Origin of the sequence: Roseibacterium elongatum DSM 19469 (assembly GCF_000590925.1) — a bacterium.
Lineage (GTDB): Bacteria > Pseudomonadota > Alphaproteobacteria > Rhodobacterales > Rhodobacteraceae > Roseibacterium > Roseibacterium elongatum.
The window spans coordinates 481,036-497,568 of the sequence record NZ_CP004372.1 but is presented as its reverse complement, the minus strand read 5'-3'; the positions used below and the strand labels follow the sequence as shown (position 1 = coordinate 497,568).

The following is a 16,533-nucleotide window of genomic DNA, read 5'->3' as shown; positions in this document are numbered from 1 at the left end:
TTTAAATGTAAATGGAGAACTGGCTGGGGTGGTAGGATTCGAACCTACGGTACACGGTACCAAAAACCGCTGCCTTACCGCTTGGCTACACCCCAACCGTGCCGCGCTAGGTATCCAATAGGCGCGGGGGGATCAAGTGCCATCCCGCACTTTTTGTGTCGATACTACGCGCGATGATCGGGCTATTCTTGCGGGGCTTCGCGTTGCAGCAGGTCTTCGCCCGGCAAGGCCTCGCGTTCGGCTTCAATGATGTCTTGCAAGGCGCGTGTTTCGCCGACCCCGACCTGTTGGGCCTCGACGGGTTCGGCGCCGGCAGGGGGTGGTGTCGGTATCGGTCGGGTCGGCTGATCGGTGATGATCGTCTCGATCGAGCCGGTGCCGGTCAGACGATAGGTCGGTTCGGGCAGGGTGATCCCTTCGGCCTCGAGGCGGGCCTTGACGACGCGAATCGTCTCTCCCTTGGCCATGCCGATCGATGTCTTGTGCTGCAGGATCCAGGCCGCGGCGGTGATGTCGATGGTCGAGGCGCCCAGCCCTTCGACCCAGACGGCGGGGGGCGGCGTCTCGAGCGTGAAGGGCAACTCGTTCAAGGCATCCAGGACGATCTGCTGGGCGCGCGCGATATCGGCATCGGGATGCACCCCAAGAAGAAAGGTGAAACGGCGTTCGTCATTGCGCGTGTAGTTGATGATCTTGGCCTTGAAGACCATCGAGTTCGGCAGACGAATATGGTTACCATCAAGGCTGAGCAGGATCGTCGCACGACTGGTCAGGCGGATGACGTGGCCCATCTCGCCCTCGATCTCGACCAGGTCCTTGGGGCGAAAGGGTTGGCGGATCGACAGCATGATCGACGAGATGAAGTTCTCGACCGTGTCGCGCACGGCAAACCCGATGGCGAGGCCGACGATACCGGCCGCCCCGAGGATCGTCCCCAGCAACGCCGTCAGGTTCAGCAGATCCAGCGTCAGGACGATCCCGCCGATCACAAAGACCAGGCGGATGATCTGGCGGTAGATATCGGCGATGAAGGCATTGGGCGCGATCCTGTCCCAGGGCCAGCGCCGCCGCGCCAGAAAGAACCCCAGATACATGACGAACAGACCGGCGGTCGCCGCGACGATTATCAGGGGCAGGAAGGCGACGAATTGCGCGATCCGCCCCTCGATGCGCTCGATGGCGGGGCTCAGGCGTTCGACGACATCGGTGGATTCGACCACCTCGTTCTCGATCGCCACGACGCCCTCGACACGCCCGACAAGCCCGTTGAGCGCATCGACCTGCGCGGCCTCGAGCACGGTGCCCCGCAGCGTCACGATTCCATCGGCGACCGAGACCGACACATCCCGATAGCCATCCAACTGGCGCAGGATATCGCGGATGCGTTCGGCCATGGCGGTGTCCTGGCCGATATCGCTGTCCACGGATATGGCGCCACCGGGCTGGTCGGCGCTTTCCTGGGCGGTGACAATTGCCGGCAGGCTTGCCGCCAGGCCGATCACCAGAAGAAAGGCAAGAACACGTATCATGACCAGAACCGAAAAAACTCGCGCCATCGGTGCAGGTTAGGCGCGTTTGCCCGGGGTCGAAAGCCCCTGGTGCGGCCTAAAGGCGGATCGGGTCGGCCTTGGCCAGGCGGTCGAACGCCATCAGGCCCTGCACCAGCGCTGCCATCTGATCCAGCGGGATCATGTTCGGCCCGTCCGAGGGGGCGGTGTCGGGCGCTTCGTGGGTCTCGATAAAGACCGCCGCGATGCCCAGGCTGACGGCGGCGCGGGCCATGACGGGGGCAAACTCGCGCTGCCCGCCCGACGATCCGCCCTGGCCGCCGGGTTGCTGAACCGAATGGGTCGCATCCATCACGACCGGATAGCCGGTTTTCATCATTTCCAGCAGGCCACGCATGTCGGCAACCAGCGTGTTGTAGCCGAAACTGGTGCCGCGTTCGGTCAACAGGATGCGGTCATTCCCGGTTGCGGCGACCTTGTCGGCGACATTCGCCATGTCCCAAGGCGCAAGGAACTGGCCCTTTTTGACATTGATCGCCGCGCCGGTTTCCCCGGCGGCCAGCAAAAGGTCGGTCTGACGGCACAAGAAGGCGGGGATCTGAAGAATGTCGCAGACCTGCGCGGCGGGTGCGCATTGTTCGGCGGTATGCACATCGGTCAGGACCGGGCAGCCGATCTCGGCCTTCACGGCGGCCAGGATCTCGAGGCCCGCCGCCATGCCGACGCCCCGCTTGCCGGTCAGGCTGGTGCGGTTCGCCTTGTCATAGCTGGCCTTGAAGACGTAGCCCGCCCCGGCCTTGGCGCAGACCCCGGCCATGTGCCGCGCGATCATCAGCGCGTGGTCGAGGCTTTCCAACTGACATGGCCCGGCAATCACGGTCAGCGGGCGGTCATTGCCCACGGTCAGCGGGCCGATATCGAACTCGTGCATGGGGGGCCTTTCGATGCAGGCGGTCGGTGGGTCTGCGCGATCAGGAGGAGACCTGTTCGCGCAGCACCGATACCGTCATCGAGACCATGAGGTAAATGCCCGAGAAGATCAGCAGCGCCAGAAGCGTGTTTTCGAAGGCGCGCGGATAGGCCGGTGCATCGGGCGGAATCGGATAGACCCCCATCGACAGGTAGAGCGACTGGCGGTTTGCCTCGAGACGCGAGGTTTCCATCTGTTGCAGCGCCTGCGCCAGCATCATCTGCCGGGTTTCCAGATCCGCCTGCGCGATCAGCAATTCGGACTGGATGCGCGCCAACGAGGCCGATCCATCCGACGCCTCGGTCAGGCCCGCGCGCAGATCCTCGATCAAGGCTTCGAGCCGCGCGATGTTGCGTTCGGCCACCTCGACGCGCGTCTGGTTCGGGCGGGTGACCGACAGCATCTCGTCCAAACGCAGCCGCTCTTCCTGCAATTGCATCTCAAAGCTCGAGATCTGACCAAAAACGGTCGAGACCTCGGCCTCGGTGTTCAGCACGCCCCGGCGTTCCTGCAACTCGAGCACGCGGGCCTGGGCGTCGATGACACGCGCTTCGGCGTCTTCATAGCTTTCCCGCGCGCCGGCCATCTGGTCCTCGCGCAGGCGCTGGCTCATCTGGTCCACCCGTTCTTCGGCGTAGCGGATCAGCGCCTCGGAAAAGGCCTGGCTCACTTGCGGGTCGGCGGCGGCCACTTCCATCCGCACCAGTCCTTCGGTCGGGTCGTAGCCGATCTGCAGGTGGCGGCGATAGACGGAATAGACATCCTCGACGCTGGCATCCTCGGGGATGCGGGTCAGCGGGTCGATGTCGGGCGCCGAAAAATGCGCCCGAAAGCCCAGTTCTTCCTCCAGCCGCAGCATGGCCTCGCGGCTTTCCAGATAGGCCTGAACGGTGATGCTTTCCTGCACGGTGGCGAAACTGGACCCGCCCAGCAGACTGCCCAGGCCGCCGCCCGTGCCGCCGCTCTCGGCCTTCTGGATCACGAACTCGGTGTTGGTGGCATAAAGCGGCGTCGCCACGCGGTAGTAGTAATACGCCACCAGCAGCGTCGGCAGCAGCACGAAAAACGCGAGGCGGGTGGCCAGCAGAACGAGGCGTTTGCGCCTGCGGCGCGCGATGTCGCGCTGCACGCGCATGATCTCGTTCGCGCGTTCATCCTCGCTCATCGGGGGCAGGCGGCCCGGCGGGGTGGCGGCGGGCTGTCGGGCGGGCTGTGTCTGGCGCGCCTGTGCGGGCAGGTTGCGCGCACCGCCACCGTCCATCGTCACGAGGGCGCCGGAATCTGCGCCGCGCCCGCCGCCGCCCTGCTGCGCCTGTTTCGCGCTTTCATCGACCACCAGTTCCAGCATGGTCGAGCGGGTGAACGGATCGATGCCGCGCGCCCGCAACAGGCGGACGGCGTCGAAATCCGAGCTTGGCGACAGGCCATGCTTCTGGGCGGTCCGGCGCGCCATGCGCAGTTGGCGGCCCGTCAGCCCTTCGGCACGGATTGCAGCCAGTTCCTGCTCGACACTTGGGGTGCCGGCCGGTTGTGGCGGCGCCTGCCGTTGGGTGGCCTGTTGCTGACGGTCATGGGCCGCAGACCCGGGAAAGGGCGCATCCCCGAACCCGTCTTCGACGCGGCGTCGCGTCGGTTCCAGAATGGCAGGCGCAGCGGCAGGGGCAGCGCCGGCGGCCTCCGGCCGAACGTCCGCAGCCACCGCACCATCGTCGATGGTGCCGCGGCCGAGGTCGGACGACCCCAAGCCGTCGCTGCGGCGGATGCGGAATTTCCTAGCCTTGGGTTTCGTAGTCATAAAGCTGCTTTGCCTCTTCGAGCGTGTCGAATTGCACCAATTGGCCGTTCACCAGCACCGCGGCACGGCGGGCGAATTTCTCCAAGGTTTCGGCCTGGTGCGAAACGATGATCACGGTCGAGTTCTTAAGTCGTTCTGCCAGAATGCTGCCTGCTCTGCGGTTGAATTCCGCATCGGTCGATGCGGGCATTCCCTCGTCGATCAAGTATACGTCGAATTCCAGGGCCAGCAGGAGCGAAAAATTGAAGCGTGACCGCATCCCGGAGGAATAGGTCCCAAGCGGCATGTCGAAATATTCGTCGATCCCGCAGACCCACCGGCTGAAAGCTTCGACATAATCGGGGTCCAGCCCGTAAAGCTGGGCGATGTAGCGGGCGTTTTCCGTGCCGGTCAGCTTGGAAATGACGCCACCCATGAACCCCAGCGGAAAGGACACGCGGCAATTGCGATAGATCTTGCCCTCGTCGGGTTTCTCGAGGCCTGCCATCATCTTGATGAGCGTCGTCTTGCCCGTCCCGTTGGGGGCCATCACGCCCAGCGAATAGCCCAGATCGACGCGGAAAGAGGCCCGGTCGAGGATCACCTTGCGGCGTTCCCCGGTCCAGAACGACTTGGAGACATCGACAAATTCGAGCATGTTCGCCCTTCTGCTCAGATCCTTGGTTCGCTGGTGCTGCGATCGCGGTCTTGGTGCCGCGCGTGATGTCAGCACGCTAGTGGATCAATGGGGCGGCATTGTGTCGAGATGACCGGCGAAATCCAGACATTTTTCTGAAACTGGCCTAGATCGACGGCACCGCGATTCCGGTCCTGTCGTCGCGGTGGCCGTGCGCCCGCGTCGGACGCCCGCAGCGCCATCAGGCAATGGCGGACCAAGCCAGCCCTGCCAGAACCGCGCCCACGAACGCAAACCCGAGATAGGCGGCGAAGACGCGCGGCTTGACCAGGGCCCAGACCGCGACGGCGGCCGGAATGCTGCTCACGCCACCCGCAATGACAAAGGCCATACCGGCCCCGGGGTTCATCCCCTGCTCCAGAAGCCCTGCAATCAGCGGTACGGCGGCATAGCCGTTGAGATAGGCAGGCGCCCCGACAAGCGCGGCCAGCAGCACCGGGCCAATCCCCTCGCCGCCGATGACGCGGGCGATCAGATCGGCGGGGACGTAGCGGATCAAAAGCGCCTGCAGCAGATAGGCGAACAGCAACCATTTCCCGAGGAAAAGCATGTTTTCCAGGGCCGCGTCCCCAAAGATGCGGCGGCGCTCGCCCTCCTGCCAGAAACGCCAGTTGAGCGTCAGTTTCTTGGCAGAACAGCATCCTCCGATCTTGGGCTGTGTCCTGAGCGGGTCGGCAAACAGCGCCGACTGGCTCAGCAGTTTGACGCTCAGACCCCCGCCGATCCCGAGAGCGACGGCGGCCACGGTCTTGGCGATGGCGAATTCGGGGCTGATCCCGCCGGCCGTGATCGCGAACATCGCCGGATCCATCAGCGGCGAGGCCAGCCAGAAGGCCATGACGGCCGAAAGCGGCGCCCCCGCGGCCAGAAGGGCCGCGATGAAGGGGATCACCTGGCACGAGCAAAAGGGCGAGAGCCCGCCCACCACCGCCCCGAGCAGGATCATCCGCCCCTCGCGCCCCTGAAAGGCCCCGTCCAGCAGCCGTTCCGAGCCGCTGGCCCTCATGATTGCAATGGCGGCGACGGCGAACAGGATGAAGGGCAATGTGCCCATGAAGTGCTCGCCCATCTCGACCAGGGTCGGCGGCACGGCCGGCGCGTCGAACGCAAACTGGATCAGGACGATCGCGATCCCCGTCAGCAGGACCTTGTCGATGCGGGCCCAGACGGTGCCGAGGGGACGAAGCGTTGTGGACAGGTCAGTCATGGGGGTCATCCGGTATCACATGCCCGCCAAGGTCGGCGCAGCATTCATCAAGGAGAAAGCGAGACAGGTCTTCGACCCGCGCATGATCGATCGAGCACAGGATCCGGCGTCCATCGCGCCGCTGCACCACCAGACCGGCGGAGACCAGTTGCTTCAGATGATGGGTCAGAACCGAGCCGGTCACCCCCACATCCTCGCCGAGTTGTCCGATGGGCAGACCCTTTGGGCCCGCGCGCACAAGACGGCGCAGGATCGCCAGCCGGGCCTCGGACCCCAAGGCCGCAAAGGCCGTCGCGGCCAGTGTGAGTCGGGAAAGGGATGGGTCGCTCTGTTTCATCATTCTATATTTATAGAAATATCGAGTATGCGTCCAGTCCTTTTCCTTTCTCCCGCACGCGCCTAGCTGCGGGGGTATGGATGCATCGACCTTGCTAGACGACATCGCGGCCTGCAGGCTTTGCGCCGACCGCTTTGCGGCCACCGCGACGGGCCATCGGCCCAACCCTGTGGTGTGGTTTCGGCCCGGCGCGCGGGTGCTGATCGCCAGCCAGGCCCCCGGTCTGCGCGTGCATCAGGCCAATACCCCGTTCTGGGATCGCTCGGGTCAGCGGCTGCGCGACTGGATGGGGGGTGGACGAGGGGGACATTCTACGACCGCAGCCGGGTGGCGATCGTGCCCATGGCTTTTTGCTTTCCGGGCTATGACGCCGCGGGCAGCGACCTGCCGCCGCCCAGGATCTGTGCCCAGACCTGGCGTGCGCGGGCGATGGCGGCCCTGGAGGGGATCGAGTTGACGCTACTGATCGGGGCCTATGCGCAGAGCTGGCATTTGGGCGGCCGCAAGGGCGTGACCGAGCGCGTCGCCGCATGGCGCGACCATGCGCCCGAGGTCTTTGCCTTGCCGCACCCGTCCTGGCGCAATACCGCATGGCTGAAGAAGAACCCGTGGTTCGAGGCCGAGGTGCTGCCGGTCCTGCGCAGCCGGGTCAAGGAGGTGCTGACATGACGACCCCGCTGGATCAGGCCCATGCCGACATGCAGGCCGCGCCCGACGACGACGCGGCGCGGCTGACCTATTATGATCGGCTTGCGGCCTCGGAACTGTTCCTGCTGCTCGCGGAGGAGGCATCGGGCGACCGCATCCGTCCGCGCGTCTTTCCAACGGCCGAGGCGCAGCTTGTCCTGGCGTTCGATCGCGAGGAGCGGCTGTCGGCCTTTGCCGGGGCCGCGGCGCCCTATGCGGCGCTATCCGGGCGCGCCCTGGCGGGGCTGTTGGCCGGGCAGGGTCTGGGTCTTGCGGTGAACCTGGATGCTCCGTCGGAAACGGTTCTGGATGATGCGGCGCTGGGCTGGCTGGCGGAAACGCTGGAAAACCGTCCCGAAGAGGTCGAAGAACGCCCCGAAGAGATCACCGCGCCCGCCGGCCTGCCGGATCGGTTGCTGGCCGCGTTGGACCGGCGCTTGGCCGCGGCCGAGGGGTTGGCGCGCATGGCGTATCTGGTGGGCGTCACTTACGGCAATGGCCGCCGCGCGCATCTGTTGGGGTTTGTCGATCCGATCCCGGGGGCAGAGCCGTCGCTGGCCCGCGCGGTGGGCGAGGCGCTGACCTTTTCGGGGCTGGAGGCCGGGGTGCTGGATGTGGGGTTTTTCCGACCCTCCGACCCGGTTTGCGCCCGCTTCGCCCGTGTTGGCCTGCGCTTTGATCTGCCGGCGGCGCCGGTCAATGCCGGGGCGAACCCTGGCAGGGACCCCGACAGGCCACCGAAACTGCGCTAAGGTGTTGCGCCGCGCTGTCGCGCGTCGCCCGGGGGCAAGCGCGACAAGGGGCATCGAGCCCCTTGCCGCGCTGACGCCTCCGGCGGGCATATTTTCGGGATAAAGAGGGGGCGGGTCAGTAGCCCAGGTCACGGTCCACGAGGTGCAGCAAGGGTTCGCCCGCCTCGCCTCGGCGGATGTTTTCGGCAATCACGCGGCTGGCCGAGGCGGCGCGTGTTTCCGAGGCGATATGAGGGGTCACCGTCACCTTGGGGTGCGTCCAGAACGGATGCTCGGGCGGCAGCGGTTCGGTGCGGAACACATCCAGCGTGGCATGGCCGATCCGGCCGGTATCGAGGGCTGCCAGCAAAGCGTCGTCGTCGATCAGCGGCCCGCGTCCGGGATTCACGACGATGGCGCCAGTGGGCATCAGGGCGAGCGTGTCTGCGTTCAGCACGTTCTGCGTATCGGACGTATCGGGCAGCAACAGGACAATGATTTCGGCCTTGCCGAGGGCGTCAGCCAACCCCGCTTTGCCGCTGTGGGTGGTGATGCCGTCGATGGTCTTGGGGCTGCGCGACCAGCCATGCACGTCGAAATTCAGCGCCGCAAGCGCCCCCGCGCACGCCGCGCCGAGCGCGCCGAGCCCAAGGATCGTGACGCTGCGGTCGCGGGCCAGCGGCGGCACGATGCCGGCCCGCCAGACCCCATCCTGTCCATGGATATGCGCATCCATCCCGAGATGATGGCGCAGGACATGGCCGGTGACCCATTCCACCATACCCTCGGTCAGGCCGTGATCCACCATGCGCGCAAGGGGGACGCGCAAGGTGTCGTTGCCCACGACATCCTCGACCCCGGCCCAGAGGTTCAGAACCGCCTTGAGACGCGTGTAGGGCGTGAAATCCTGCATGCGGCTGTTGGGCGCATAGACGATGTAGTCGACCGTTTCGGGGGCGGCCTGCGTGGTCAGCACCGCATCGGACAGTCCGACCTCGGACAAAGCGGTGCGCAGGGGATGTTCGTACTGATCCCAGCGTTCCGATTTCGCGGCGAACAGGATGACGGGGCCGGGCATGGCGATCTCCTTGGGGCGAGGGTTGGCCCGAGGGCTAGCAGCGCCTCGTGATCGCGTCTAGCGGGGGCGATGGACATGGGCCGATTGCACCAGGCCGAAGGCCGCCATCAGCACCAGCATCGCCGACCCGCCGTAACTGACGAGGGGGAGTGGTACACCAACCACCGGCGCCAGCCCCATGACCATGGCCATGTTGATCGCGAAATAGAGAAAAAAGGACCACAGCGATGCCCATGACCAACAACGAGGCGTAGCGGTCGCGCGCCGTGATCGCGGTCACAATGCAGAAGGCCAGAATGAGGATGTAGAGCAACAGGAGAGAGGCCGCGCCGACAAAGCCGAACTCCTCGGCCAGTGTGGTGAAGATGAAATCGGTATGCTTCTCGGGCAGGAAATTCAGGCGTGATTGCGTACCTTCCATGAAGCCGCGCCCCGTCCAGCCGCCCGACCCGAGCGCGATCTGGCTTTGCGTGATGTGATAGCCCGCGCCGAGCGGGTCGGATGTCGGATCAAGAAAGGTGTCGATGCGCCGGTACTGGTAATCCTGCAACAGCTGCCACGAGGTCCCGCGCGAGGCAAAGACAGCCCCGACCGCCCCCGCCCCGGCCGCGATCACCACCGCGAAATAGGCCCAGTGGACGCCGGCGATGAACATGACCGCGCCCCCACCCATCAACAAAAGCAGCGCCGTGCCGAGATCGGGCTGTCGCAGCGTCAGATATGTGGGCACGGCGATCAGCACCAAGGGCAGGGCGACGTAGACGGGGCGCGAGACCTTGTCGAGATCGAGCCAGTCGTAATAGGCCGCAAGGATCATCACGAGGGTGATCTTGGTCAGTTCCGAGGGTTGCAGGCGCATGAACCCCAGGTCGATCCAGCGTTGTGCGCCCATGCCGACCGTCCCGAAGAACTCGACATAGAGCAGCAGCAGGATCGACAGGCCAAAGGCCACGCCCGACATGTTGCGCCAGAACCAGATCGGCACCATCGCCACCGCGATCATGGCGACCAGCCCAAGGCCGAAGCGCTGCATCTGGGGTTCGGCCCAAGGCGTCATCGAGCCGCCCGCAACCGAGTAGAGCATCAGAAACCCGACGCTGGCCACAGTGGTCAACAGCAGGATCAGCGCCCAGTTCAGGTGCAGGATCTTGCGCCAGCCCGTCGGCGTGGATTTGACGTTGTATTCCAGAAAGCTCATGCGCGATCCCCTTGGGGCGGCGTGCGGCGTGTCGCCTCGCGGCCCGAGGGGCGCGGCGGCTCGGGCAGGATCGGCAGGCGGCGGTGCATCTCCTCGATCTCGCGGCGCTGGCTGACGGGGTAAAGCGCGGGTGGCGGCACGTCACCGACCTGCGCGCGCAGCAGGATATCGCGGGCGATGGGCGCGGCGACGGCGGCCCCGCCGCCGCCATGTTCCACCACCACCGAGACGGCATAGCGCGGCGTTTCGGAGGGGGCATAGCCCACGTAAAGGGCGTGGTCGCGGCGTTCCCAGGGCAGGTCTTCGTTCGCGATCACGCCCGCGGCGCGTTCGGCGGCCGTAATGTTGCGGACCTGGCTGGTTCCGGTCTTGCCGGCGACCGCGTAGGCGTCTTCCATCACGCGGCTGCCAAAGGCGGTGCCGCGCCGGTCGTTGGTGGCCGCCCACATGCCGCGATGGATGAGCGCCAGGTTCTCAGCCGACAGGCCCAGATCGGCCGCCTCGGGGCGCGGTTCGGGAACACCGTCGATCGACCGGACCAACCAGGGCGTGATGGCCCGCCCCGTGGCCAGGCGCGCCGTCATCACCGCCAGTTGCAGGGGCGACGTCAAGACGAAACCCTGCCCGATCGAGGCATTCAACGTATCGCCCACCACCCAGTCGGCGCCGCGGTTGGCGCGTTTCCAGGCCATGGTGGGGGCCAGCCCCTCGGCGATGCCGGACAGGGGCAGATCGTGGCGGATGCCGCACCCGAGCCGCACCGCCATGGCCGAGATCGCCTCGATCCCGACGCGTTGCGCAAGGTCGTAGTAGAAGACATCGCAGCTTTGCGAGAGGCTTTCGATCAGATTGACACGGCCGTGGCCGCCGCGCTTCCAGCAATGGAAACGGCGGTTGCCAAGCTCGATGCTGCCGGTGCAGGTCACCGTTTCATCGGGGTCCAGCACACCGGCCTCGAGCCCGGCCAGGGCGACGATCATCTTGTAGGTCGATCCGGGCGGGTAAAGGCCCTGCGTCGCCTTGTTGGCCAGCGGGCGATAGGGGTCCTCGTTCAGGCCGCGCCATTGCGTGGTCGAGATGCCGCGCACGAACAGGTTGGGGTCGAAGGTCGGGGCCGAGGCCACGGCCAGAACCTCGCCCGTCTGGCAGTCCATGACCACGGCACCGGCGCTCTGGTCCGACAGCCGCGCCTCGACATAGTTCTGCAGCCCCGCATCGATGGTCAGTTGCACGTCCGAACCCGGCGTGGCCGGGTCGCGGTCCAACTCGCGCATGACGCGGCCGCCGGCATTCACCTCGACCCGCCGGCTGCCCGCGCTGCCGCGCAGGGGTTGCTCCAGCCGCGCCTCGACATTGTAGCGGCCGACCTGGAAATCTGGGATCTGCAGCACCGGGTCGGTGTCCCCGGTCTGATCGAGATAGTAATCGCTGACCGGGCCGACATAGCCGACCACATGGGCGAAATCAGCGCCCATCGGGTAGACGCGGCTCAGGCCGACCTCGGGGTTCACGCCGGGCAGGGCCGGGGCGTTCACCGCGACCGAGGACAGCTCTTCCCAACTCAGCCGGTCGGCGACCGTCACCGGCACGAATGGCGGGCGGCGGGAGATTTCCTCGCGGGCCCGTTCCAGCGCCACGAGATCGAGGTTCACGACGCGCCCCAGTTCCGCCAGCACGGCGTCCACGTCGCCAGCATCCTCGCGCACCAGCGTGATGCGGTAATTCTGTTCGTTGCCCGCCAGCAGCACGCCCGAGCGGTCGAAAATCAGGCCACGGGCCGGGGGAAGCAGGCGGATGTTGATCCGGTTCTCTTCGGCCAGCAGGCGGAAGTCATCGGCACGCTCGACCTGAAGATGTCGCATGCGCGCGGCCAGGATCCCGCCCGTCGCCACGAAAAGGCCGCCCAGAACGACACTGCGGCGCCCGATGGTGCGGGCGCTGAATTCCATCTCGCCTTGGGTGCGTTTCATGGGCGGTGCCCCCCGACAGTCAGAGCGGTTCAAGCTCGGCCGGGCCGAGTTTACGCAAACCGAACAGATATTTCGAGATCGCCACGACCAACGGGTAGATCGCAACGGTTACGATTGCGTGAGCCAGCGTCAGGCCAAGCGGGTCGAGATCCACCATCAGGACCCACAGGATAAGGCGTTCGACCACCACCATGGCAAAGACCGTGCCGCCAATGGCCGACCATTCCACGAGGAACGGAAACTCGGTCATTTGCAGGCGTCGTCGACGCAGGCTTTCCGAGCCGAGGATCACCATCAGGGTCCACAGGCCCGGCGGCCGCTGTAGCAGAAAATCCGCCAAAAGAAACACCATCAGAATCGACAGGATCGGCACCACCGCCGGCTGCCGGATAAGCCAGGCAAAGGTCAGTGCCACCAACAGGTCAGGGCCGGGCAGGCCCGTATCGGCCAGTCCCAGCGGCAAGAGCCGCCCGATCACGATCGCCCCGCACAACGCAAGAAAGATCACGCGATAGGCCCAGATATGACGCGCCGAGGTGGCCGCACTCATTGCGACACCCCTGCGCCGTCTTCGGCGGCGACGGATTCAGGATCGATCACCAGGCGCTCTGCGGCCTCGGTCGCCTGGCCGGGCAGGGGCCAGGGCGGGCCGATCAGGTCGCCGGGGTCATCCAGTGCCGTGCCGGGATGGCTGCGCATCACGCGCAGAAACCGCAGGCGCGCCAGGTCGGCGGCCAGTCGCGCGCGCAGGCGTCGGTCGGAGGTGACGATCACCTGTCCCACCAACAGGCCGGGGGGAAACAGCCCGCCATCGCCCGATGTGATGATGCGGTCGCCGGCATTGATGTCTTCGGGCGCTTCGAGGAAATCCAGCAGCGGGGTTTGCGAATTGTCGCCCATCAAGAGCGCCTGTTGCCCGGACGGCTGGATCGTCACCGGGATACGGCTGTTCGAATCGGTCAGCAGCAAGACCCGCGCCGTGCGCTCGCCCACGCCTGAGATTCGGCCGACGACGCCAAGGCCGTCCATCGTCGCCCAACCATCCAGAATGCCGTCGCGGGCGCCGACATTCAGCAGGACCGACCGGCGAAAGGGGCTGCCGGAATCGGCCAGGACGATGCCGGTGACAAAGGTCAGTTCCGGGTTCAATTGCACCCGGTTGAGATCGAGCAGGCGGGCGTTCTCCTGCTCCAGTTGCAAGGCCGCTTCGCGCCACGCGCGCATCTGCTGAAGGTCGCGGCGCAACTGCTGGTTCTGTTCGAACAGGCGCGAATAGCTCTGGAATTCGTCCAGCATGCGGCCCATGCCGGTGATCGGCGACATGGCCCATTCCATGTTGGGCACGACGCGGTCGGTGATCGCGGCGCGGATGCGTTCGACGCGCGGATTGTCGATGCGCCAGACCAGAACCAGCGCGATCAACAGCAGGATGAGCACCGCCAGAACCAGGCGACGCACCGGCCGGCCGTAACTGTCATAGCGTTCGCGTGCCATGGCGCTCCCTCAGATGCGCCTTGCGGCATCCGCCGCAGGAAAGGACGTCAGCTGTCGTAATCAATGGCGTGCCGCAGGAGCTTTTCATACTCCAGCGCCTTGCCAGTGCCCAGTGCGACACAGTTCAGGCTTTCATCGGCGACCGATATGGCAAGGCCGGTCTGTTCGCGCAGGGCCAAGTCCAGTTCGCCCAACAGCGCGCCGCCGCCGGTCAGCATGACACCGCGATCCACGATGTCGGCGGCCAGATCGGGCGGCGTCGCCTCGAGCGCGCCCATCACGGCCTCGCAGATCTGTTGTACAGGTTCGGCCAGCGCCTCGGCCACCTGGGCCTGGCTGATCTCGGTTTCCTTGGGCACGCCGTTCAGCAGGTCGCGGCCGCGGATGCGCATCGACGCGCCGCGCCCGTCATCGGGCATGCGTGCCGTGCCGATCGACGTCTTGATGCGTTCGGCCGTCGCCTCGCCGATCAGAAGGTTATGCTGGCGACGCAGGTAGCTGATGATCGCCTCGTCCATGCGGTCGCCGCCGACACGGACCGATCGGGCATAGACGATATCGGCCAGCGACAGGACCGCCACCTCGGTGGTGCCGCCGCCGATATCGACGACCATGGACCCGGTCGGGTCGGTGATCGGCATGCCCGCGCCGATGGCCGCGGCGATGGGTTCGGCGATCAGGCCCGCCTTGCGCGCGCCCGCGCCCAGAACCGACTGGCGAATGGCGCGCTTTTCCACGGGTGTCGCGCCATGCGGGACGCAGACGATGATCTGGGTTTGGTGAAGGTCGTGCGCTTGTGAACCTTGCGGATGAAGTGCTTGATCATCTCTTCGGCCACGTCGAAATCGGCGATGACCCCGTCGCGCATGGGCCGGATGGCCTGGATGGACCCGGGCGTGCGGCCCAGCATCAGCTTGGCATCCTCGCCAAAGGCGAGCGCCTTTTTGACGCCGTCCTTGACCTGGTAGGCCACCACCGACGGCTCGTTCAGGATGACGCCACGCCCCTTCACATAGACCAGCGTATTCGCCGTCCCGAGGTCGATCGCCATGTCCGACGAAAAGAGATTGCCCAACAAGCCGACCATTTGGAACCCGCCTACCTTCATTCAAAGCGGGCGCCCTGACTCAGCAGGCCGCCCGATAGAGAGTCGCATATAGACGCCGTGCCCCCCGCGCGGCAAGGGGGCGTGGCGCGCGCAATCAGCGCGTTTTCGCCACTTTGGGCCGAACGGGGTGTTAAAGGGGAACTGCAGGAAAACTCGAGTTTTCCTGTCCGAAAAACTCGAGTTTTTCGGTTTCCTGTCTCAGCCAACGTCCTTGTAGGAGACTTCCTTGACGTCCGAGCCCAGCTTTTCGCGGCGCACCTTCAGGCGGTTGAGCGCGTTCACATAGGCCTTGACGCTGGCCACCACGGTGTCGGTATCGGCGGACTGGCCCGTGGCGATGCGGCCCTCTTCCTCCATGCGGACCGAGACGGTGGCCTGGGCATCGGTGCCTTCGGTAACGGCATGCACCTGGTAGACCTGCAGCCTTGCGCTGTGGGGGTAGAGCGCCTTGACCGCGTTGAAGGCCGCATCCACCGGCCCGTCGCCCTTGGCGGTCACCTGCTTGTCCTCGCTGCCCACGCGCAGGGTCAGATCGGCCGATTGCGGGGCCTCGGTGCCGCAGATGACGCGCAGGAATTTCAGCTCGAGGTGATCGGCCTGATCGGCGGCGGCGGCATCGGTGACCAGCGCGATCAGATCGTCGTCAAAGACCTCTTTCTTGCGGTCGGCCAGCGCCTTGAACCGCACGAACAGGTCGTTGAGCTGGTTGTCCACCATGTCGAAGCCCAGATCCTTCAGCTTCGCACGCAGCGCAGCGCGGCCCGAATGCTTGCCCAGCGGCAGCGAGGTGCCGGCCAGGCCCACATCCTCGGGGCGCATGATCTCGAACGTGTCGGCCGATTTCAGCATCCCGTCCTGGTGGATGCCGGATTCGTGTGCAAAGGCGTTCTTGCCGACGATGGCCTTGTTGGGCTGCACGTTGAACCCCGACACCGTGCTGACGCGGCGCGAGATATGCATGATCTTGGTGGTGTCGATGCCGGTGGTGAACGGCATGATGTCACCCCGCACGCGTATCGCCATCACCACCTCTTCCAGCGCGGTGTTGCCCGCGCGTTCGCCCAGACCGTTGATCGTGCATTCGATCTGCCGCGCGCCGCCCTCGACCGCAGCCAGCGCGTTGGCCGTCGCCATGCCCAGGTCATTGTGGCAATGGGTGGCGAAAACCACCTCGTCCGCGCCGGGCACCTCGGCGATCAGGCGGCGGATCAGATCGGCGCTTTCACGCGGGGCGGTGTAGCCCACCGTGTCGGGGATGTTGATCGTGGTGGCGCCCGCCTTGATCGCGATCTCGACGACGCGACGCAGATAATCCCACTCGGTCCGTGTAGCATCCATCGGCGACCACTGCACGTTGTCGCAGAGGTTGCGGGCATGGGTGACCGTGTCGTGGATGCGATCGGCCATCTCGTCCATGCTGAGATTCGGGATGGCCCGGTGCTGCGGCGAGGTGCCGATGAAGGTATGGATGCGCGGGGATTTCGCGTGTTTCACCGCCTCCCAGCAGCGGTCGATATCCTTGAAATTGGCGCGTGCAAGGCCGCAGATCGTGGCGGATTTCGCCAGTCCGGCGATCTCGGACACGGCTGCGAAATCGCCCTCCGAGGCAATGGGAAAGCCGGCCTCGATGATGTCGACGCCCATCTCGTCGAGCAGGGCGGCGATCTCCAGTTTCTCGTCATGGCTCATCGTTGCGCCGGGCGACTGTTCGCCATCGCGCAGGGTGGTGTCGAAGATCAGGACACGGTTCTTGTCGGTCATTGTCTGGATTTCC

The 16,533-nt window shown here is 65.7% G+C and carries 12 protein-coding genes, 1 tRNA gene and 3 pseudogenes; 2 read left to right on the top strand and 14 right to left on the bottom strand.

What is annotated here, in order from left to right; all coding sequences use genetic code 11:
* Positions 1-20: 20 nt before the first annotated feature.
* The 7 genes from ROSELON_RS02470 to ROSELON_RS02440 all read right to left on the bottom strand — a co-directional run bounded on the left by ROSELON_RS02470 (position 21) and on the right by ROSELON_RS02440 (position 6,493).
* Positions 21-95 (bottom strand) — tRNA-Gln (locus tag ROSELON_RS02470).
* Between the two features lie 87 nt (positions 96-182).
* A complete protein-coding gene (locus ROSELON_RS02465; protein WP_038650767.1) occupies positions 183-1,529 on the bottom strand; it encodes a mechanosensitive ion channel domain-containing protein in 1,347 nt (448 codons plus the stop codon).
* 76 nt (positions 1,530-1,605) lie between these two features.
* Positions 1,606-2,439, bottom strand: a complete 834-nt coding sequence (gene kdsA / locus ROSELON_RS02460; protein WP_025310866.1) for a 3-deoxy-8-phosphooctulonate synthase — start codon at positions 2,437-2,439, stop codon at positions 1,606-1,608.
* 40 nt (positions 2,440-2,479) lie between these two features.
* Entirely contained in the window at positions 2,480-4,273 is a 1,794-nt protein-coding gene (locus ROSELON_RS02455) for a capsule biosynthesis protein (protein WP_025310865.1), read from the bottom strand.
* The gene (locus tag ROSELON_RS02450; protein WP_025310864.1) at positions 4,251-4,910 is read right to left on the bottom strand and encodes an ABC transporter ATP-binding protein; all 660 of its coding nucleotides are present in this window, start codon (positions 4,908-4,910) and stop codon (positions 4,251-4,253) included. The genes ROSELON_RS02455 and ROSELON_RS02450 overlap by 23 nt, the downstream gene beginning before the upstream one ends.
* A 220-nt stretch (positions 4,911-5,130) precedes the next feature.
* Entirely contained in the window at positions 5,131-6,156 is a 1,026-nt protein-coding gene (locus tag ROSELON_RS02445; RefSeq protein WP_025310863.1) for a permease, read from the bottom strand.
* Positions 6,149-6,493, bottom strand: a complete 345-nt coding sequence (locus ROSELON_RS02440) for an ArsR/SmtB family transcription factor (RefSeq protein ID WP_025310862.1) — start codon at positions 6,491-6,493, stop codon at positions 6,149-6,151. The genes ROSELON_RS02445 and ROSELON_RS02440 overlap by 8 nt, the downstream gene beginning before the upstream one ends.
* A gap of 76 nt (positions 6,494-6,569) precedes the next feature.
* Between ROSELON_RS02440 and ROSELON_RS02435 the strand changes: the two are divergent.
* Positions 6,570-7,162: pseudogene (locus ROSELON_RS02435) on the top strand (uracil-DNA glycosylase family protein).
* Positions 7,159-7,932 (top strand): SseB family protein, encoded by a 774-nt coding sequence (locus tag ROSELON_RS02430; protein WP_025310861.1) that lies wholly within the window; start codon positions 7,159-7,161, stop codon positions 7,930-7,932. The pseudogene ROSELON_RS02435 and the gene ROSELON_RS02430 overlap by 4 nt, the downstream one beginning before the upstream one ends.
* Positions 7,933-8,047: 115 nt before the next feature.
* Here the strand turns inward: ROSELON_RS02430 and ROSELON_RS02425 are convergent, their stop codons facing one another.
* The 7 genes and pseudogenes from ROSELON_RS02425 to ROSELON_RS02395 form a co-directional block, all read right to left on the bottom strand.
* Positions 8,048-8,989: a 2-hydroxyacid dehydrogenase gene (locus ROSELON_RS02425; protein ID WP_025310860.1), complete on the bottom strand. Its 942-nt coding sequence runs from the start codon at positions 8,987-8,989 to the stop codon at positions 8,048-8,050.
* Positions 8,990-9,046: 57 nt separating this feature from the next.
* Positions 9,047-10,187: pseudogene (gene rodA, locus ROSELON_RS02420) on the bottom strand (rod shape-determining protein RodA).
* Complete coding sequence (mrdA, locus tag ROSELON_RS02415; protein WP_025310859.1) at positions 10,184-12,157, bottom strand: penicillin-binding protein 2; 1,974 nt, start codon at positions 12,155-12,157, stop codon at positions 10,184-10,186. Before mrdA ends, rodA begins: the two are co-directional and overlap by 4 nt.
* A 19-nt stretch (positions 12,158-12,176) precedes the next feature.
* A complete protein-coding gene (locus tag ROSELON_RS02410; RefSeq protein ID WP_025310858.1) occupies positions 12,177-12,707 on the bottom strand; it encodes a hypothetical protein in 531 nt (176 codons plus the stop codon).
* Entirely contained in the window at positions 12,704-13,651 is a 948-nt protein-coding gene (mreC, locus tag ROSELON_RS02405; protein ID WP_025310857.1) for a rod shape-determining protein MreC, read from the bottom strand. The genes ROSELON_RS02410 and mreC overlap by 4 nt, the downstream gene beginning before the upstream one ends.
* A 47-nt stretch (positions 13,652-13,698) precedes the next feature.
* Positions 13,699-14,702, bottom strand: a pseudogene (locus tag ROSELON_RS02400) (rod shape-determining protein).
* A gap of 255 nt (positions 14,703-14,957) precedes the next feature.
* The gene (locus ROSELON_RS02395; protein WP_025310856.1) at positions 14,958-16,520 is read right to left on the bottom strand and encodes a 2-isopropylmalate synthase; all 1,563 of its coding nucleotides are present in this window, start codon (positions 16,518-16,520) and stop codon (positions 14,958-14,960) included.
* Positions 16,521-16,533 lie beyond the last annotated feature (13 nt).